The 18,145-nt window shown below is 73.6% G+C and carries 15 protein-coding genes and 1 pseudogene; 13 read left to right on the top strand and 3 right to left on the bottom strand.

The annotated features are described in order from the left end of the window. The first annotated feature begins 46 nt into the window (after nt 1–46). From ACZ7MX_RS38045 to ACZ7MX_RS38025, 5 genes are all read left to right on the top strand, one after another. On the top strand, nt 47–568 hold the full coding sequence (locus ACZ7MX_RS38045; protein WP_472139059.1) for a hypothetical protein: 522 nt from the start codon (nt 47–49) through the stop codon (nt 566–568). Next, complete coding sequence (locus ACZ7MX_RS38040; RefSeq protein WP_472139057.1) at nt 565–948, top strand: transcriptional regulator; 384 nt, start codon at nt 565–567, stop codon at nt 946–948. Before ACZ7MX_RS38045 ends, ACZ7MX_RS38040 begins: the two co-directional genes overlap by 4 nt. Before the next feature lie 74 nt (nt 949–1,022). Next, complete coding sequence (locus tag ACZ7MX_RS38035) at nt 1,023–1,910, top strand: ABC transporter ATP-binding protein (protein WP_472139146.1); 888 nt, start codon at nt 1,023–1,025, stop codon at nt 1,908–1,910. Nucleotides 1,911–1,951: 41 nt separating this feature from the next. Further along, the gene (locus tag ACZ7MX_RS38030) at nt 1,952–2,917 is read left to right on the top strand and encodes an ABC transporter permease (protein WP_472139055.1); all 966 of its coding nucleotides are present in this window, start codon (nt 1,952–1,954) and stop codon (nt 2,915–2,917) included. 141 nt (nt 2,918–3,058) lie between these two features. Continuing rightward, a complete protein-coding gene (locus ACZ7MX_RS38025; RefSeq protein ID WP_472139053.1) occupies nt 3,059–4,381 on the top strand; it encodes a type III PLP-dependent enzyme domain-containing protein in 1,323 nt (440 codons plus the stop codon). Nucleotides 4,382–5,118: 737 nt separating this feature from the next. Here ACZ7MX_RS38025 and ACZ7MX_RS38020 read toward each other — a convergent pair. After that, nucleotides 5,119–6,066 (bottom strand): MurR/RpiR family transcriptional regulator, encoded by a 948-nt coding sequence (locus tag ACZ7MX_RS38020; RefSeq protein WP_467698452.1) that lies wholly within the window; start codon nt 6,064–6,066, stop codon nt 5,119–5,121. Between the two features lie 598 nt (nt 6,067–6,664). Continuing rightward, a complete protein-coding gene (locus ACZ7MX_RS38015) occupies nt 6,665–8,149 on the bottom strand; it encodes an aromatic amino acid ammonia-lyase (RefSeq protein WP_472139144.1) in 1,485 nt (494 codons plus the stop codon). 207 nt (nt 8,150–8,356) lie between these two features. On the opposite strand from ACZ7MX_RS38015, the pseudogene ACZ7MX_RS38010 reads away from it, so the two are divergent. The 4 genes and pseudogenes from ACZ7MX_RS38010 to ACZ7MX_RS37995 form a co-directional block, all read left to right on the top strand. Then, nucleotides 8,357–9,463 (top strand): annotated as a pseudogene (locus ACZ7MX_RS38010) (ABC transporter ATP-binding protein); the annotation flags it as partial. A 218-nt stretch (nt 9,464–9,681) separates the two neighbouring features. Beyond that, on the top strand, nt 9,682–10,377 hold the full coding sequence (locus tag ACZ7MX_RS38005) for an ABC transporter permease (RefSeq protein ID WP_472139051.1): 696 nt from the start codon (nt 9,682–9,684) through the stop codon (nt 10,375–10,377). A 7-nt stretch (nt 10,378–10,384) separates the two neighbouring features. After that, entirely contained in the window at nt 10,385–11,056 is a 672-nt protein-coding gene (locus ACZ7MX_RS38000) for an ABC transporter permease (RefSeq protein WP_472139049.1), read from the top strand. 48 nt (nt 11,057–11,104) lie between these two features. Then, the gene (locus tag ACZ7MX_RS37995; RefSeq protein WP_472139047.1) at nt 11,105–12,028 is read left to right on the top strand and encodes an ABC transporter substrate-binding protein; all 924 of its coding nucleotides are present in this window, start codon (nt 11,105–11,107) and stop codon (nt 12,026–12,028) included. Between the two features lie 733 nt (nt 12,029–12,761). Here ACZ7MX_RS37995 and ACZ7MX_RS37990 read toward each other — a convergent pair. Then, nucleotides 12,762–13,799, bottom strand: a complete 1,038-nt coding sequence (locus ACZ7MX_RS37990) for a LacI family DNA-binding transcriptional regulator (RefSeq protein ID WP_472139045.1) — start codon at nt 13,797–13,799, stop codon at nt 12,762–12,764. Nucleotides 13,800–14,156: 357 nt separating this feature from the next. Here ACZ7MX_RS37990 and ACZ7MX_RS37985 point away from each other — a divergent pair, with 357 nt between their 5' ends. The 4 genes from ACZ7MX_RS37985 to ACZ7MX_RS37970 all read left to right on the top strand — a co-directional run bounded on the left by ACZ7MX_RS37985 (nt 14,157) and on the right by ACZ7MX_RS37970 (nt 17,746). Beyond that, a complete protein-coding gene (locus ACZ7MX_RS37985; RefSeq protein WP_472139043.1) occupies nt 14,157–15,128 on the top strand; it encodes an amidohydrolase family protein in 972 nt (323 codons plus the stop codon). After that, nucleotides 15,125–15,721 carry a cysteine dioxygenase gene (locus ACZ7MX_RS37980; RefSeq protein ID WP_472139041.1) on the top strand — a complete coding sequence of 199 codons (597 nt, stop codon included), beginning with the start codon at nt 15,125–15,127 and terminating at the stop codon, nt 15,719–15,721. Before ACZ7MX_RS37985 ends, ACZ7MX_RS37980 begins: the two co-directional genes overlap by 4 nt. 146 nt (nt 15,722–15,867) lie before the next feature. Beyond that, a complete protein-coding gene (locus ACZ7MX_RS37975; protein WP_472139040.1) occupies nt 15,868–17,289 on the top strand; it encodes a purine-cytosine permease family protein in 1,422 nt (473 codons plus the stop codon). A 40-nt stretch (nt 17,290–17,329) separates the two neighbouring features. After that, nucleotides 17,330–17,746: a hypothetical protein gene (locus tag ACZ7MX_RS37970; protein ID WP_472139038.1), complete on the top strand. Its 417-nt coding sequence runs from the start codon at nt 17,330–17,332 to the stop codon at nt 17,744–17,746. Nucleotides 17,747–18,145 lie beyond the last annotated feature (399 nt).

Genomic DNA, 18,145 nt, shown 5'->3' with positions numbered 1-18,145 from the left:
GGCACGGACCCCGCCCGTCTGAAACGCCAACGGGGAGGCGAAGGACATGACCACACCGGTGGACGCCGAGCGGGCCTGGCAGGATCTCCAGCGCATCCGGGTGCCCCAGGAGCGGGTGTACGACGAGGTCGAGCGCTGCGCACAGGACGACCGGCGGGGCACATACGTCACGGGGGCCCTCATGTGGCTCTTCGTCGCCAGCTGGGGACTCGACCTCCCGGAATGGGGCGCCTTCGTGCTCCTCGGCGCCTATGTCGCCGTCCTGGTCACGCTGGCCGTCGTCTACAGCCGCCGCAGCCGGATGCGACTGCACCGGTCGCGGTACGGCTGGCGCAGCGTCATCACCCTCTTCGCGGGCATGGTCCTCGGCGGCGGCACGATCATCCTCACCGGGCGCCTGACCGACTGGCTGACGCTGCCCTACGGCAGCCTGATCCAGGCCACGCTCTCCGCCGGTGCCTTCGTGCTCTTCGTCGGCCCGGCCAACCGCTGGGCGGTCAGCCCGCTGCGCGGCCGGGCCCTGAGCGACCCCGACGAGAGAACCGCCCCCGAGGAGGCGCGCCGATGAGCACTCCATCGGGCTTCGACGAACTGATCCACCCCTCCACCCGGCTGTCGGTCGTCGCCCTGCTCGCCGCGACGGAATGGGCCGACTTCTCCTTCATCCGGGACAGCCTCTCGCTCAGCGACTCAGCGCTGTCCAAGCAGCTGCACACCCTGGAGGAGGCCGGATACCTGGAGATCCACAAGGAGGGCGGCGGACGCAAACGCCGCACCAAGGTACGGCTGACGAGCCGGGGCCGCACCGCCTTCGAGGGGCATGTGGCCGCGCTCCGGGCGATCGTCGAGGGCGCCGGCCCCACCGCCGCCCCCGCGGCCCCTCCCCCCGATGCGGGACAGACCTCGGACCAGACCACTCAGCAACAGCACGCGGAGGCACACCGATGACGATCACCGAGGGCGCACCCGTGCCCCCGACCGCCGACGCCGCACCGCCGGTCATCCACGTGAGCGGCCTGCGGATGTCCTACGGCAGCACCGATGTGCTGCACGGCGTCGACCTGGAGGTCCGGCGAGGCGAGGTCTTCGCGCTGCTCGGTCCCAACGGCGCCGGCAAGAGCACCACCGTCGAGATCCTGGAGGGCTTCCGGCAGCGTTCCGCCGGGACGGTCCGGGTGCTGGGCACGGACCCGGCGCGCGGCGGCGACGCCTGGCGCGGCCGGATCGGCCTGGTGCTGCAGTCCTGGCGGGACCACCGCCGCTGGCGGGTGGCCGAGTTGCTGACGCACTTCGCCACGTACCACGAAGCACCGCGCGACCCCGCTGAGCTGCTGGCCCTGGTCGGCCTCACCGGACAGTCCGGCAAGCAGGTGGACCAGCTCTCCGGCGGGCAGCGCCGCCGCCTGGACGTGGCGCTCGCCCTGGTGGGCCGCCCCGAGCTGGTCTTCCTGGACGAACCGACCACCGGCTTCGACCCGGAAGCCCGCCGCGACTTCCACGAGCTGATCGAGCGGCTGGCCCGCGACGAGGGCGTCACGGTCCTGCTCACCACGCACGACCTGGTGGAGGCCGAGCGGCTGGCCGACCGGATAGCGATGCTGGTCAACGGCCGGATCCGGGCCCACGGCACCCCGGCGGAACTGGCCCGCAGTGCCGCCGCCCAGGCCGAGGTCCGCTGGACGGCGCCGGACGGCACGGCCCGGCGGGAGCGCACCGCGGACCCCTCCCGGCTGGTCTGGGAGCTCCACCGCGAGATCGCCGGCCCGGTCACCGACCTGGAGGTGCGCCGCCCGACGCTGGAGGACACCTACCTGCAGATGGTGCACCAGGAAGAGGTGCCACAGTCCGCGGCCGGACCGGTGACGGACGCCCTCGACAGTGGCGCCGGCAAGCAGAACCGCGCCGCCTGAGGGCCCGGCGGACAGCAGCACAGACCACAAGGGGGACGGACATGACAGCGGTCACCACGGTGACGGAAGCGACGGACGCGGACGGGGCGAACGGCATGGCGGGCAAGGGAGTTGGCGAGGACGGTCGGATCCCGGGCGGAGGCGGGTCCGGTTCCCGCCGGCGCTACTGGCGGGCCGGCTGCCTGCGCGGCGGGATCGAGGTACGGCACCTGTTCCGCAACCGCAAGGAGCTGGGCAGCCATCTGATCAACATCGTGGTCGCGCTGGTGGTCGTGAGCAATCTGCACGACGACGTACCGGGGACGCATGTCCCGATGACGCACCTGGCGCTCTGCGGTTTCGCCGCCTATCTGCTGTTCCAGATAGGGCTGGTGAACCTCCCGCAGATCCTGGTGACCGAGCGGGAGGAGGGCACACTGCTGCGCCTGCGGACCACCCCCGGCGGCATACCGGCGTACCTCATCGCCAAGTCGGTGCTGGTCGTCGTCATGGCACTGGCCACCCTGGTCGTCCTGCTGAGCGCCGGCGCGCTGGTGGCGAACGGACCGCTGCCGCACAGCGTCGACGGCTGGCTGACACTGCTGTGGGTCAGTGCGCTCGGGCTGCTGGCCGTGGTGCCGCTCGGTGCGGCCATCGGCGCCGTCCTGCCCAATCCGCGCGAGGCGCTGGCGCTGATCATGCTGCCGGCCATGGGCCTGCTGGTGACGTCCGGGGCCATGTTCCCGCTCACCTCGCTGCCCGTGATCGTCCAGAAGATCGCCTCCGTCTTCCCGCTGAAGTGGATGGCCCAGGGCGTGCGCTCGGCGCTGCTCCCGGACGCCGCCCGGGCCGCGGAGCCGGCCGGCTCCTGGGAGCTGCCGACGGTCGCCATGGTCCTGGCCGCCTGGGCCGTGGTCGGCTTCCTGCTCGCCGTACCCCTGCTGCGCCGTGCCGCCCGCCGCGAGTCCGGCTCCCGCCTCGGCGAACGCCACCGCAAGGCCAACCTCGGAACGGCCCCCGCAGCCTGACCGGGCGCGCCCGGCCGGCCCCGGCCCGGCCGGTGCCCGTCCACCCCCGGGACGGCGCCGGCCGGGCCCCTTCCGCCCACCACGGCCGCCCCACCCGGTAAGCGATGGCGCCGGACCCCCGGGCGATGATGGAGTGGCCCCATGACGAACACGGACCGAGACCGTGCCGTACAGGCAGCCGTTGCGCAGGGGCTGGTGGGGCCCGAGGAGCCGGTGGCGGGGCTGCTGGACATCTCAGGCGTCCGACGATCCGCGGCCGAACTCCACGCCGCCTTCGAGGAGTTCGCCACCCCCGGCACACCGGTGCTGCACGCCTTCGCCGTCAAGGCGGCCTCACTGGTGCCGGTGCTGAGGCTGCTGGCGCAGGAGGGGCTCGGCTGCGAGGTGGCCAGCCCCGGCGAACTGGCACTGGCCCGGGCCGCCGGGGTACCGGCCGATCGCACGGTCCTGGACTCGCCGGCCAAGACGCCCGCCGAGCTGCGGGAGGCGCTGGCCCTCGGGATCGCCGTCAACGCCGACAACCGCGAGGAACTCGCCCGGCTCGACCGCCTGAGGGAGTCCGTGCCGAGCACCGCGCCCGTCGGCCTACGGGTCAATCCACAGATCGGCGGCGGCCGCATCGGGGCGATGAGCACCGCCACCGACACCTCGAAGTTCGGTATCGCGCTGCGCGACGAGGGTGCCCGCGACTGGGTGGTCCGGGCCTGTCTCGACCGCCCGTGGCTGACCCGGCTGCACGCCCACGTCGGTTCTCAGGGCATGCCGCTGGAGCTGATGGGCGCCGGGGTGCGCACCCTGTTCGACCTCGCCGAGGAGATCAACGAACGGGCCGGCCGGCAGCAGATCGACACCCTGGACATCGGCGGCGGCCTCCCCGTCAACTTCTCCTCCGACGCCACCACCCCCACCTACCGCGAGTACGCCGCCCTGCTCCGCTCGGCCGTCCCCGGGCTGCTCGCCGGGCGGTACGACCTGATCACCGAGTTCGGCCGCTCCCTGCTGGCCAAGCACGGCACGCTCCTCGCCCGCGTCGAGTACGCGAAGTCGGCCGGCGGCCGCCCGATCGCGGTCACCCATGCCGGCGCCCAGGTCGCCACCCGTACGGTCTTCGTCCCCGAGGCCTGGCCGCTCCGGGTCGCGGCCTACGACGCCGACGGGCACCCCAAGACGGGCACACCGGTCGCCCAGGACATCGCCGGCCCGTGCTGCTTCGCCGGCGACCTGATCGCCGAGAACCGCCCGCTCCCCCTCCTGCAGTCCGGCGACCACGCCGCCCTGCTCGACACCGGCGCGTACTACTTCTCCACGCACTTCGCCTACAACTCCCTCCCCCGCCCCGGCGTCTACGGCTACGCCGCCTCCCCCGACGACGTCCGCTTCGCGGTCATCCGCACGCCGCAGAGCCTGTCGGAACTCACGACGGAGAGCGGAGGCGCCCATGTGCGGGCACTGGACGCGCTTTAGCTTGTAGGCCCACGTACTCGGCTGTCCCGCCGCGGTTGTTGCTCGCCGTTGCGCTTTGCGGCGCCCCGCACGTAGCTGGCTGTCCCGCCGCGGGGCTTGGTCGCCGTTGCGCTTTGCGGCGCCGCGTACGTACTTGGCTGTCCCGCCGTGGTTGCTTCTCGCCGTTGCGCCTGGCGGCGGGCGGGTGTTTGTCGGGTGCGGTGCCGGCCCTCCAGACTTCGTCCTCCGGTCCAGCCCCTCCCGTGAGTGGGGGTTGGGAGGCCGGTGGGGGCGGGCGTCGTCGTTCCGGGTGCACCTCGCGTCGTGGGAAGGGGTGGGGTGGGTGTCGGGAATACCTCCCCGGGCCGTTGGGTTGAGGCCCTGCAAGGGGCGCTCGTAACCCTTACGGGTTCTGTTCGACCATCCCGTAGGGGTAGCCAGGTCCCCTTGCATGCCTCAACGCCCGCCCCCACGCACCGCATTCCTTCTCCCACAACGGGAGGGGACGGGCCGGAGGGGCCGGTTGTGTGGACGTAAAGCGTCAGCAGTCCACACAACCGGCCCCGGAGGCCCGTCACCGCACCCGACACCCACCCAGCCCGCCGCAGGCGCAACGGCGAGAAACAACCGCGGCGGGACGGCCAAGTACGTACGCGGCGCCGCAAAGCGCACAACGGCGAGCCCCGCGGCGGGACAGACAGCCACGTGCGGCGCGCCGCCAAGCGCAGCGGACCGGCGGGACAGACAGCTACGTGGGGCTATTCCACGAAGAGGCCCCGCGCCGCGGCCCGCGCGTCGAATTCTTCGAGGCGCGCCTGCGCTTCCGGTAGCGCGTCGCACATCGCCTCCAGGAGGACGCGGCCCAGGAGCATCGGGGCGCAGGCGGTGTCGAAGGCCAGGCCGGTGCCGACCGCGGCGGGCAGCAGCAGGTCGGTGTGGCGGGCGACCGGCGCGAAGGCACTGTCGGCGACGGTCACCACGGTCAGCCCGGCGTCCTGGGCGTAGGCGAGGGCCTCGACGACCTCGCGGGGATGCCGGGGCAGCGCGAAGCACAGCAAGGTGGTGGCGCCGGCCCGCACCGCGGCGTCGATCCGGTCGGGGAGCATCGTGCCGCCCTCGTCCAGCAGCCGGACGTCGGGGTGGACCTTGCGGGCGAAGTACGTGAACCCGGCGGCCTGGGCGGTGGCGGCGCGCAGGCCGAGGACGGGCAGCGGCCGGGAGGCGGCGAAGAGGCGGCCGGCCTCGATCACCGGCGAGGGGTCGGCCAGCGCGGCGGCCAGGTGCCGGAGGTTGTCGATCTCCGCCTGGACCGCCTGCTGGTACTCGTTGGCGGTGCCGTCGTCGCCGGTCTTCTCGGCGGGCGCGACCTCGCGCAGGTGGCGGCGGAGCGCCGGGTAGCCGTCGAAGCCGAGTGCCACCGCGAAGCGGGTGACGGACGGCTGGCTGACGCCGGCCAGTTCGGCCAGTTCGACGCTGGAGAGGAAGGGCGCGTCGGCGGCCCGGCGCACCATGCAGTGCGCGATCCGGCGCTGGGTGGGCGTCAGCCGGTGGCCCTCGAAGAGCTTCTGGAGGCGGGCGGCGGTGCCGGTGTCCGCGTCCGTGACCCGGCCGGCCGTCGCGTCCCGTGCCTCCTCGGCCCGGACCTCCGCGGCCTGCTCCCCCGGCGCGCCGCCGGTACCGCGGCCGTTGTCCCCGTCCCCGCTCATCGCCTCTTCTTCCCGGCCCGGTGCGGGCCTTGTCCTGTGTCGACCGACTGTACGGAATTCCTGGCTCGGGACGGCGCCCGGTACGCCTGACGGCCCGCCCGTACGGGAGCGGTCCGGTCGCCGTCCGCCGGGGCTCGGGCCCCCGCACGCCAAGGCCGACCCACCACCCGGCCGACCACACGCCCGGCCACACATCCGCCCCACGGCACACCGTCCACCCGGGCCGTCCGTACGAGGTACGCCCGACGAACCGCCCGTACGGGATCGCGCCGGCCACCGCCCGCCGGAACGCAAGCCCCCGCGCCCCCACAAGGCCGGCCCATCCCCCACTCAGCCACACGCCCGCCCCGGGGCCCGGTCCGCCGCCCGCCCGGGTGCACGGCCGCGCGGTGGGATGCCGGTCCGCCGGCGCGTCCGGTTTCGGCTGCGTTCGCGGCTGGGGTCATGACTGCTGCGTTCGCGGCTGGGGTCATGACGGCGTTCGTGGCTGGGGCCATGGCTCCGTTCATGGCTGGGTTCATGGCTGGGGTCATGGCTGGGGTCATAGCCAGGTCCAGGACTGGGTTCATGGCTGCGTTCATGACGGGGTTCATGCCGCTCACACCTCCGCCAGTTCGTCGAGCAGGTCGGCCGCCACCGCCACGTCGTCCGTCAGGGGGCGGTCCTCCATGCGGGGGTCGAGCGCCTCGGCGGCCCGGGCGTAGGCGGTGGTGAGGGGCAGGCCGGGTTCCGGTTCGAGCGAGCGCATGCGCAACGCCCGTACGGCGGCGACGAGTTCGCAGGCGAGGACCTGGCGGTAGTACGTGGCGGCGCGCAGCGTCTGGCGGGCCCCGAGGGAGGCGAAGCTGGCCTGTTCCTCGACGCCGCGGGAGAGGACGGCGTGGCCGAGGGAGGCCGGGTGGGAGACGGCGCGCATCTCGCCGAGGGCCGCGCCGGCCGCGTATTCGAGGATCATGACGCCGGAGCTGGCGGGGGCGGCGTCGCCCAGGAAGGGGCGGAGCCGGGTGAGGTCCGGTTCGGAGAGGGCGGCCAGGCGGGCGGTGGAGAGCCGGGCGGTCTGCAGGACGGCCAGCCGGAAGGCGTCCAGGGCGAGGGCGACATGGGCGGCGTAGAAGTTGCCGTGGTGGTAGGCGGCCTGGTCCTCGATGCTGATCAGCGGGTTCTCGCCGGCGGCGTTGAGCTCGACGGTCAGCACGGATTCCAGGGTGTCGGCGGCGTCCAGCGCCGGGCCGTGGATCTGGGGGAGGCAGCGGAAGCTGTACGGGTCCTGGATGCGGCCCAGCGGCGGGCTGGGCCGCGGCGGCACGCCGGAGAGGGCGCGCAGCCGGGCGGCGGCGGCCGCGGAGCCGGGGTGCGGGCGGGCGCGCATGACCGGTTCGGCGAACGGTTCGTAGGAGCCGCCGACCGCGAGCAGGGAGAGCGCGGCGACCGGCAGCGACGCGGCCAGCAGCCGGCGCAGTGCGTCCAGGGCGAGCGCGGACTGGCCGAGGGTGAGGGCGTTGCTGCTGATCAGGGCGAGCGCGTCGTTGTTGTCGAGGGCGACGGGGGCCGGGGCGCGGCCGCCGGGGGTGCCGTGCCAGGGGTGTTCGCCGGCCAGTGCCAGGCCGGTCTGGGCGAGCGCGGCGAGGTCGCCGGTGCCGACCGCGCCGTGTTCGTTGACGACCGGGTGGGCGCCGGCGTCCAGGGCGGTGACCAGGGCCGTGATGACCGCGGGGTTGAGGCCGGCCCCGCCGGCGAGCAGCTGGTTGGCGCGGACCGCGAGCATCGCCCGGACCTCGCGGCCGGGCAGCGGGTCGCCGATCGCACCGGCGTGGCTGCGCAGCAGGCGCAGGCCGTGGGCGGCGTCGGCGGCCTCGACGTCCTCGGTGCGGTTGGCGCCGACGCCGGTGCTGCGGCCGTAGACGCGTCCGGTGGCGGCGAGCCGGCGGGCGGTGTCCCAGGATTCCGCGGCGCGGGCGAGGGCTTTGGGGTCGGGTGCCGCGGGGCGGGCGGTGCGGTCCGCGAGGGCGGCGACATCGGCGGTGCGCAGCGCGGTGCCGTCGAGGGTGACGCGCCTGCCGGACCCGCGGGCGGTGTCCAGCATGTGGGAAATCAAGGGGCTCAACTCCCTCTTATAACGCACTTTGTGGGCCGAATTCCGATACCTGGTTCCGTACGGTGGCCGAGCGGAGAGCTGGAAGAACTCTCGGGTAACCCGCGTTGTCACACAGGGTTTACTCCCACCCATTGACTTCTATTCACACGCCTAAGACTCTGCATGACACTATGCAGGCCGGGCAAGGGGCAGCGGATGATCAAATTCGACGCAGTCAGCAAGCGGTACCCGAACGGCACCACCGCGGTGGACGATCTCTCCCTCGATCTCCCCGAGGGCGGCGTCACCGTCCTCGTCGGATCGTCCGGATGCGGCAAGACGACGACCCTGCGGATGGTCAACCGCATGGTCGAGCCGACCTCCGGCACCATCAGCGTCGGCGGCCGCAACGTCCTGGAGGCGGACGCCGCCGAGCTGCGCCGCGGCATCGGCTACGTCATCCAGCAGTCCGGCCTCTTCCCGCACCGTACGGTCCTCGACAACATCGCGACCGTCCCGCTGCTGCTCGGCTGGGGCCGCCGCAAGGCCCGGGCCCGCGCCGCGGAGCTGCTGGAGCTGGTCGGCCTGCCCGCGGACACCGGCAAGCGCTATCCGCACCAGCTCTCCGGCGGCCAGCAGCAGCGCGTCGGGGTGGCCCGGGCGCTCGCCGCCGACCCCCCGGTGCTGCTGATGGACGAGCCGTTCGGCGCGGTCGACCCGGTCGTCCGCAGCCAGCTCCAGAACGAGCTGCTGCGGCTCCAGGAGGAGCTGCGCAAGACCGTCGTCTTCGTCACCCACGACATCGACGAGGCGGTCCGCCTGGGCGACCGGATCGCGGTGTTCCGCACCGGCGGCCGGCTGGTCCAGTGCGCCGAGCCCGCCGAACTCCTGGCCCGTCCCGCCGATGACTTCGTCGCCGACTTCCTCGGCGCCGAGCGCGGTCTGAAGCTGCTCTCGCTCACCACCCTCGCCGACGTGCCGCACGCGCCCGGCCGGGCGATACGCGCCGACGAACCGGTCGGCGCGATAGGCCGCGACGGCGGACGCTGGCGCCTGGTGACCTCCCCGCGCGGCGAACCGCTGGGCTGGCTGGACACCGACGCGCTGCCGGCCGGCGGTACGGCCGGCGAGGCGGAGCTGGCCGCGGTGCGGCCGCTGCGGGACACCGATTCGCTGCTCTCGGCCCTCAACGAGGCGGTCTCCTCACCGGCCGGGGCGGTCGCCCGGGTCACCGCCGACGGCGTCCTGACCGGCGTCACCTCCCGCGACGCCATCCACGACCGGGCCGGCCGCAGCCACGCCGACGCCACCCGCGCGGCCGCTCCGGCGGCACCGGGCCGGACCACCACCGAGAGGAACGAGAAGACCGAGAAGACCGAAAAGACGCGGTCCACCGCCGAGAAGCCCCACGGGCCCGCCGGCGAGGGCCTCACCCCCGACGCCCCCGCGCCCGACGGCCTCGCGCCGGACGACCCCGCACCGGACGACCCCGGGCCGGACGACCCCGGACCCGAGGCCGCCGCCCCCGCGGAGCGCCCCGCATGACCGTCGAATGGGGCTGGTTCCCCGATCACGTCGGCGAACTGACCCGCCTCACCGCGGACCACCTCGCCACCGCCGTCCCCGCCGTCCTGTTCGGCCTGCTGATCGCGCTGCCGCTGGCGGTCCTCGCGCACCGCGTCCGCCCGCTGCGCGGCTTCGTCCTCGGTGCGTCCAACATCCTCTACACCATCCCCTCGCTCGCCTTCTTCGTCCTGCTGCTGCCGGTCACCGGGCTGACCCGCACCACCGCGATCACCGGCCTGACCGCGTACACCCTGGTCGTCCTGGTGCGGAACACCGTCGAGGGCCTGGACGCGGTCCCGGAACGGGTGCGCGAGGCGTCGAAGGCGATGGGGACCCGGCCGCTGCGCACCCTGCTCACCGTCGAGCTGCCGCTCGCCCTCCCGGTGATCATGGCGGGCGTACGGGTCGCCACGGTGATGTCCATCTCCCTTGTCAGCGTGGCGAGTTACATCGGATACGGCGGGCTCGGCCAGCTCTTCACCGACGGCTTCCAGCGCAACTTCCCCACCCCGGTCATCGCCGGCGTGGCCCTGACCCTGCTGCTCGCGCTGGCCGCCGACGCCCTGCTGGTGACCGTCCAGCGGCTGTGCACCCCCTGGCGGCGCGGCACGCCCCGGTCCACCCCCAGCGGCACGCCCCGGTCCGCCCCCAAGCTGTGGAAGCGAGCGTGACGGCCCAATGCTCGAACTCCTGAAGAACCTCGCGGCCTGGCTGACCGGCCCGGCACAGTGGGCGGGCCCGGACGGCATCGCCACCCGCGTCCTGGAGCACCTGGAGTACTCGGTGCTCGCCACCCTCGCCGCGGCCCTGATCGCGCTGCCCGTCGGGCTGCTCATCGGGCACACCGGCCGCGGCGCCTTCCTCGCCGTCAACCTCTCCTCCTTCGGCCGGGCGCTGCCCACCGTCGGCCTGGTCACCCTGGTCTTCCTCGCCGGCGGGCTCAGCGTGTGGCCGGTGTACGTCTCGCTGGTCGCGCTCGCCGTGCCCGTGATCATCACCAACACGTACGCCGGGATGGCGGCCGTCGACCCGGAGGTCAAGGACGCCGCCAAGGGCGTCGGGCTGCGCGGCCGCCAGATCCTCTGGCAGGTCGAGGTGCCGCTGGCGCTGCCGCTGATCATGACCGGCATCCGGCTCGCGACCGTCCAGGTCGTGGCCACCGCCACCATCGCCGCCTACGTCAGCTTCGGCGGGCTGGGCCGCTACGTCTTCGACGGCCTGGCCCAGCGCGACCTGGTGCAGGTGCTCGGCGGTGCGGTGCTGGTCGCCGTGCTCGCCGTCGTCGCCGATCTGGCCCTGGGCGGGCTGACCCGGCTGCTGTTCCGCGGCCGCCCGGCCGCCGCCCGCTGAACCGCCACGCCCCGCGCCCCGTACGCCGCCCCTCCCCAGGAGCCAGCCATGAACCGCCGCACCGTCCTGACCACCCTGCTCGCCGGCGCCTCGGCCCCGCTGCTGGCCGCCTGTTCCTCCGGCATCACCTCCCTCAAGGGGGACGGCGCCGGCGGCGACAGCGGCAACAGCAGCGGTGGCCTGGTCATCGGCACCGCCAACTTCACCGAGAACCAGATCCTCGGTTACCTCTACGCGGGCGTCCTGTCCACGGCCGGCGTCAAGGCCACCGTCCGGCCCAACCTCGGCTCCCGCGAGATCGTGGTTCCGGCGCTGCGCTCCGGCGACATCGACCTGCTCCCCGAATACCAGGGCAGCCTGCTGCTCTACCTCGACAAGAAGGCCACCGAGACCGAGGCCGGCGCGATGCAGAACGCGCTGGCCACGGTGGTACCGGACGGCCTGGAGGTCCTCCCGTACGCGGCCGCCGAGGACCGCGACAGCTTCGCCGTGACCCGCGAGACCGCCGACCGCTACGGCCTCACGTCGCTCGACGACCTGCGCAAGGTCAGCGGAAAGCTGGTGTTCGGCGCGGCCGCGGAGATGAAGAAGCGGGTGGTCGGGCTGGTCGGCCTCAAGGACCGGTACCGCGTGGAATTCAAGGAGTTCAAGGCACTGGACTCGTCCGGCCCGCTGGTCAAGGGCGCCCTGAAGAAGGGCGACATCGACGTCGCCAACGTCTTCACCACCGACGTCGACATCAAGGAGAACGGCTGGGTGCTGCTGGCCGACCCCCGCCACCTGGTCCCCGCCCAGCACATCGTCCCGCTGATCGCCGCCCGCAAGGCCGACACGAAGGTGCGCCGGGCGCTGGCGACCCTCGGCAACGCCCTGACCACCGCCGACCTCACCGAACTCAACCGCAAGGTCGACAAGGACAAGCAGGACCCGGACCGGGTGGCGGCAGCCTGGCTGGCCAAGCGCAAGCTGTGACTTCCCACGTACCCGTCTGTCCCGCCGTTCCGCTGCGCTTGGCGGCGCGCCGCACGTAGCTGTCTGTCCCGCCGCGGGTCTTGTTCGCCGTTGCGCTTTGCGGCGCCCCGCACGTACCCGTCTTTCCCGCCGCGGGGCTCGTTCTCCGTTGCGCCTGCGGCGGGCTGGGTGGGTGTTGGGTGCGGTGACGGGCCTGCGGGGCCGGTTGTGTGGACTGCTGACGCTTTACGCTCCGCTGCGCTCCGCCTTCGCTCTTTATCGAGTCCTCGGAAGCGAAGCCCACACAACCGGCCCCTCCGGCCCGTCCCCTCCCGTTGGGGGAGGGGAATGCGGTGTGTGGGGGCGGGCGTTGAGGCATGCAAGGGGCCCTGGGAACCCCTACGGGACGGTCGAACAGAACCCGTAAGGGTCGCGAGGGCCCCCTGCAGGGCCTCAACGCAACGGGCTGGAGCGGTATTCCTCAAACCCCCCAACGCAAGGTGCACCCGGAACGACGACGCCCACCCCCACCGGCCTCCCAACCCCCACCAACGGGAGGGGACAGACCGGAGGACGAAGTCTGTAGGGCTGTCACCGCACCCGACACACAAACGCCCGCCGCCAGGCGCAACGGCGAGAAGCAACCACGGCGGGACAGCCGACAACGTACGCGGCGCCGCAAAGCGCAACGGCGAGAAGCAACCACGGCGGGACAGACAGCTACGTGGGAGGCGGCGCAAAGCGCAACGGCCAGCTACGTGGGCCGAGTCGCCGAACCCCGTTCGGCAAGGCGCGGGGCGCACAGGATGCGCTTGCGGCGGACGCGGCGGCCCTCTATCGCCGCGACCGCCAGGCGGGCGGCTTCCTTGGCGATCTCGCCGAGGCCCCAGTCGACGGTGGTCAGCGGTGGGGTGAGGACGCGGGAGACCGGGTGGTCGTCGAAGCCGACGACGGACAGGTCCCGGCCGACGGTCAGTCCGGCCTCGGCGGCGGCCGCGTAGACGCCGTAGGCGATGGAGTCGGAGAAGCAGAAGACCGCGGCGGGCGGCGGGAGCGCGCCGGCCGGGCGGCGGCCGTCGGGGGTGTCGGTGAGCACCCGCCGGGCCACCGCGGTCGCCTCGCCCAGTTCCTGGGGGCAGGGCAGGACCTGGACGTCGATGCCGAGGCGGTCGGCGGCCTCGCGGACGTAGACGTCGGCGGGGCGGTCGGGGGTGGAGGGGCCGGTGGGGGTGAGGACGGTGACCTGGCGGTGGCCCAGGCCGCGGAGGTAGTCCAGGACCGCGTCGATGCCGGCGCGGTTGTCGAAGAGCACCTCGCCCGCCGTACGGGCCCGGCTCAGCGCGTCGCCGATGGAGACCACCGGCACCCCCTCGGCGATCGCCGCCCAGCCCTCGGCCGAGGGGTCGACCGGGGAGACCAGCAGACCGTCCACCCGCTGGTCGCGCAGTTGCTTGGCGAGGACCAGTTCCCGCTCGGGGTCGCCGCCGGCGTCGAGGATCAGCGCATAGCGGTCGCCGGCCAGCAGTTCGCGCCCTATGGCGGCCATCAGCTGCTGCTGCCAGAGGTCCTGGAGGTCGCCGGCGAGCACCCCGACGGTGCTCGTGCGGCCGCTGGCGAGGGCACGGGCGATCGGGTCGGCCTCGTAACCGAGTTCGGCGGCGGCCTTGCGCACCCGCTCCTCGGTCTCCTTGGAGACGTGCTTGCCGCGCAGTGCGTAGGAGACGGCTGCGGTGGAGAGTCCGGTGGCCTCGGCCACCTCGCGGAGGGTGGTGCGTTTGTTGGGCCTGGCCATGCCGGAAGCCTACCCAAGGCGGCCGGGTCGGCCGGGCCTTGCGCCCCACGCCCGGATCGGCCCCGCCGGTCCCACGTCCTAACGGGCCCCGCCGCCCCACGCCCGGATGCGCCCCGCCGGTCCCACGCCCTGCCGGCCCCCGCCAACCCCACGCCCTGACGGTGCCCGCGGCCGCCGCGTGGCGCGGTCGCGTGGGCGCGGTCGCGTGGGCGCGTGGGCGCGGTCGCGTAGGGGCGGTGGGGCCCCGCAGCGTCCGGGCTCCAGGGCGAGGGCCTTGACACCCCGGCTGGTTAAGCGTTTCACTTAAGCGCATCAGTTAACCGGTTAAGTGAAGCGGTTGAGGAGGCTCCCGCCGCCGTGCCCACCGATGTCCACCAGCACCTCTGGCCGCCCGCGTTCGTGGCGCTGCTGCGGGAACGCGGTGCGCCGCCGCGGCTGGACGGCTGGACGCTGGAGCTGCCCGGTGAGCCGCCGTATCCCGTCGATCCGGCCGACCACGACGTCGCGGCCCGGGTCCGGCTCGCCCGGGCGGACGGGCTGGACCGGGCGCTGGTCTCGCTCTCCAGTCCGCTCGGCATCGAATACCTGCCGCCAGGCGAGGCCGCACCGCTGCTCGCCGCGTTCCACGACGGGGCGCTGGCGCTGCCCGCCCCCTTCGGCGTCTGGGCCTCGGTCCGCCTCACCGTGCCCGAACCGGACACCGGGGCGCTCCGCCGCGAGCTGCGGCGCGGCTGTGTGGGCCTCCAACTGCCCGCCACCGCCCTGCTCGATGCCGCCGGCTGGGCCCGCTGCGCGCCCCTGCTGGACGTCCTCACCGCGCTGGACAAGCCGCTGTTCGTACACCCCGGCGCGGCCCCGCCCGCCGGGGGCACGGCGCCCGCCTGGTGGCCCGCGCTGGTCCCGTACGTCCAGCAGATGCACGCCTCCTGGTTCGCGTTCCGGGCCTTCGGCCGGCCGCGCCACCCGGGCCTGCGGGTCTGCTTCGCGGCGCTGGCGGGTCTGGCGCCGTTGCACGGGGAGCGGCTGGTGGCGCGGGGCGGGGGCGAGGAGCGGGGCCGGGTGGACCCCGACGCGTTCTACGAGACGTCCTCGTACGGGAGCCGGGCGGTGGACGCGCTGGTACGGGCGGTCGGCATCGACGTCGTCGTCAACGGCAGCGACCGCCCGTACGCCCGCCCCCTCGTCCGCCACCGTCCTCCGCGGGAGGCGCTGCGCGCCGCACCCCTGGATCCGGTGATCCCCGGCCTCGGTGGCGAGGCCGCCGTGCACTCTCTGTGCACCGCCAATCCGGCCCGTCTGCTGGGCCCGTCGAAAGGAGTCCGACCATGACGCACGCCGCCTCCCGGACCGAGGCCGCCGCCGTCGCTGCCGCCGGTCCGGCCGTGGACGCCGGGCAGCCGTTCGCCGCGTTGCCCGAGCGCGTTCTCGGCAAGCGTGAACTGCGGGAGCTGGTCGACGGGTTGGCGGGCCGTCCGGACCTGTGGCGCGGGCAGGTCGCGTTCTCCGACACCGAGCGGCACTACGCGTCGCTGTACCGCGACGAGTTCGTCGACGTCTGGCTGCTGTGCTGGACCCGGCGGAACGACACCGGCTGGCACGACCACGACCTCTCCTCCGGCGCCGTCCGGGTCGTGCAGGGGGTGCTGACCGAGTCCAATCCGCGGATCGGCGGGGAGCATGTGGTCACCGCCGTCGGCGCCGGCTCGTCGTTCTGCTTCGGCCCGGACCACATCCACCGGCTCACCGGGGCGACCGACGACGCGGTGTCGGTGCACGCCTATTCGCCGCCGTTGTGGCGGCTGGGTCAGTACGACATCACGGAGGACGGGCTGATGCGCCGGGTCTCGGTGTCGTACGCGGACGAGCTGCGGCCGATGGGCGACCCGGCGTCGCCGGCCGACCCGGGGTCGCCGGCCGTGTGAGCCGTCGGCCGGCCGTCGGCCGGCCGACCGTTCCCACCGGTTCCGTCACCGCGAATTCAGCGCTTTCCCGCTCCCACCTATTGACCTGCCATTCATCGACCCGGATCCTGCATGAATCCATACAGGCAACGAACCGGGGCGGATGCATGGCAGGTGTGGTGGAACGGCGCTCGATCGATGTGGTCCCCGACGACGAACGGCACGGCAGCCCGGTCAGTCAGTTCACGCTCTGGCTGGGCGCGAACCTCCAGATCACCGCCGTGGTCACCGGCGCGCTGGCGGTCGTCTTCGGGGCGAACGCCTTCTGGGCGGTGATCGGGCTGCTGCTCGGCAACCTCCTCGGCGGGGCGGTGATGGCGCTGCACTCCGCCCAGGGCCCGCGGCTGGGCCTGCCGCAGATGATCACCTCGCGGGCCCAGTTCGGGGTGCGCGGGGCGGTGGTCCCGCTGGCGCTGGTCATCGTGATGTACATCGGGTTCTTCGCCAGCGGCAGCGTGCTGGCCGGGCAGGCGGTCGGTGAGCTGACGCACCTGGGCGAGACGCCGGGGATCGTGCTGTTCGCGGCGGTCACCGCGCTCGCCGCGGCCGTCGGCTACCGCCTCATCCACACCCTGGGGCGGATCGCCGGCCTGGTGTGCGCGCTGGCCTTCGTCTACCTGGGCGTCCGGCTCCTGCAGCGCGCCGACCTGGGCACGCTGCTGCACGACCACCGCTTCGGGCTGCCGGTCTTCCTGCTCGCCGTCTCGCTCTCGGCCTCCTGGCAGCTGGCGTTCGGCCCGTACGTCGCCGACTACTCGCGCTATCTGCCCCGGCACACCTCGGCCCGCGCCACGTTCTGGTGGACGCTGTCCGGCTCGGTGCTCGGCGCGCAGTGGTCGATGACCTTCGGCGCGCTGGCCGCCGCCGCGGCGCCGGACGCGTTCGTCGGGCACGAGGTGGGTTACGTCGTCGGGCTGGGCGGCGCCGGGCTGATCGCCTCGTTCCTGTACTTCGTCATCGCGCTCGGCAAGCTGACCATCAACGTCCTCAACACCTACGGCGGCTTCATGTCGCTGGTCACCAGCGTCAGCGGGTTCCGGGGGCAGCGGGTGCTGTCGCCGCGCGGCCGGGCCGGGTACATCGCCGGGATCATGCTGGCCGGGACGGCCGTCGCCCTGCTGGGCAAGGACTCGTTCCTGACGTCCTTCAAGGACTTCCTGCTGTTCCTGCTGACCTTCTTCACGCCCTGGTCGGCGATCAACCTCACCGACTACTACCTGATCTCCAAGGAGCGCTACGACATCGCCGCGCTCAGCGACCCGGCCGGCCGTTACGGCGCCTGGAACACCCGGGCGCTGACCGTCTACGTCCTCGGCGTGCTCGCCCAACTCCCCTTCCTGGCCACGCACTTCTACACGGGCCCGCTGGTGGCTCCGCTCGGTGGCGCCGACGTCTCCTGGCTCGTCGGCCTCGCCGTACCGGCCGTGCTGTACGGGCTCGCCGCCCGCCGCGGCGCCGCGGCCGTCCCGCACCCCGAAGCGGCCCGGGACGGGCAGGGGCAGCAGAGCCCGGCCGGATCGGGGGGTTAGCCCTACCGTGCCGCGTGCGGGCGGTCCGTACGCTCGCACCATGGCGACACACGACCCCGATCTGCGCAAGGAACTCGACGCGACGCTCCAGACGCGCAAGGAGCTCGGGCCCGAGTACGAGGCGGAGCTGGTGGAGTCCTTCCTGGAGAAGCTGGACCACACCGTCGACCGCAGGGTGCGGCGGCAGCTCGCCGAGCAGCAGGTCCAGGTGGCGCGCGGCGGCCGCCCGCCGCGCCCGCAGGGCGGCAAAGGCGGCTTCTGGGAGCGGTTCGGGGTCGCCGCCCTGTCCCTGGTGCTGGCCGTCCCGCTGACCGCGATCGGCGTGGTCAACGCCGGGATCCCGGGGCTGCTGGTGTGCTGGGCCGGCATCGTCGGCGTCAACGCCGTGCACAGCGTCGGCGTGCGGAAGCTGCTTCCGGGCGGACGCGGGGAGCAGCGTGACGGGGAGTGGGACTGAAAGCCCGGGAAGGGAGTTGTGGCGGGGACCGCCGCACCCCGGACGGGCCGGGGGCGGGACGACGGCGGTCCCCGCCAGGGACGCGAGCCGGGTCAGGGCCGACCGTCGCGTCCGGGTGACGATCCGAGAGGTCCGGGAGCCGCTCCGGAGGTCCGTATCGCCGTGCACATCAATGTGCCGGACGAGTGTTAAGCCCGTGCTGCCAGCACGTGACGCATACGTACACCTTGCGCCGACGGACCGTTTCCTGACGGCGACCTGACGCCGCGACGGGTACGGCGTGCCGCGGCGGCCGCCCCCGGGGGCGGCCGCCGCCAGACGAGGTGATCTTCCGGTCTCCGGGGAAAGGAAGAACGCCTGCTCTCACTGCTCCCCCCCCCCTCCTGATTTTCCCCTGCC

Source organism: Streptomyces sp. NPDC107765 (assembly GCF_055657085.1).
The sequence above is the reverse complement of the archived record's forward strand: the minus strand, read 5'-3'. Positions and strand labels throughout refer to the sequence as shown.

Coding starts and splice junctions, on each gene's coding strand:
- ACZ7MX_RS37995 (WP_472139047.1), top strand. CDS start 11,105: ATGAACCGCCGCACCGTCCTGACCACCCTGCTCGCCGGCGCCTCGGCC.
- ACZ7MX_RS38005 (WP_472139051.1), top strand. CDS start 9,682: ATGACCGTCGAATGGGGCTGGTTCCCCGATCACGTCGGCGAACTGACC.
- ACZ7MX_RS38015 (WP_472139144.1), bottom strand. CDS start 8,149: ATGCTGGACACCGCCCGCGGGTCCGGCAGGCGCGTCACCCTCGACGGC.
- ACZ7MX_RS37990 (WP_472139045.1), bottom strand. CDS start 13,799: ATGGCCAGGCCCAACAAACGCACCACCCTCCGCGAGGTGGCCGAGGCC.
- ACZ7MX_RS38030 (WP_472139055.1), top strand. CDS start 1,952: ATGACAGCGGTCACCACGGTGACGGAAGCGACGGACGCGGACGGGGCG.
- ACZ7MX_RS38020 (WP_467698452.1), bottom strand. CDS start 6,066: ATGAGCGGGGACGGGGACAACGGCCGCGGTACCGGCGGCGCGCCGGGG.
- ACZ7MX_RS38040 (WP_472139057.1), top strand. CDS start 565: ATGAGCACTCCATCGGGCTTCGACGAACTGATCCACCCCTCCACCCGG.
- ACZ7MX_RS37980 (WP_472139041.1), top strand. CDS start 15,125: ATGACGCACGCCGCCTCCCGGACCGAGGCCGCCGCCGTCGCTGCCGCC.
- ACZ7MX_RS37970 (WP_472139038.1), top strand. CDS start 17,330: ATGGCGACACACGACCCCGATCTGCGCAAGGAACTCGACGCGACGCTC.
- ACZ7MX_RS38045 (WP_472139059.1), top strand. CDS start 47: ATGACCACACCGGTGGACGCCGAGCGGGCCTGGCAGGATCTCCAGCGC.
- ACZ7MX_RS37975 (WP_472139040.1), top strand. CDS start 15,868: ATGGCAGGTGTGGTGGAACGGCGCTCGATCGATGTGGTCCCCGACGAC.
- ACZ7MX_RS38035 (WP_472139146.1), top strand. CDS start 1,023: ATGTCCTACGGCAGCACCGATGTGCTGCACGGCGTCGACCTGGAGGTC.
- ACZ7MX_RS38000 (WP_472139049.1), top strand. CDS start 10,385: ATGCTCGAACTCCTGAAGAACCTCGCGGCCTGGCTGACCGGCCCGGCA.
- ACZ7MX_RS38025 (WP_472139053.1), top strand. CDS start 3,059: ATGACGAACACGGACCGAGACCGTGCCGTACAGGCAGCCGTTGCGCAG.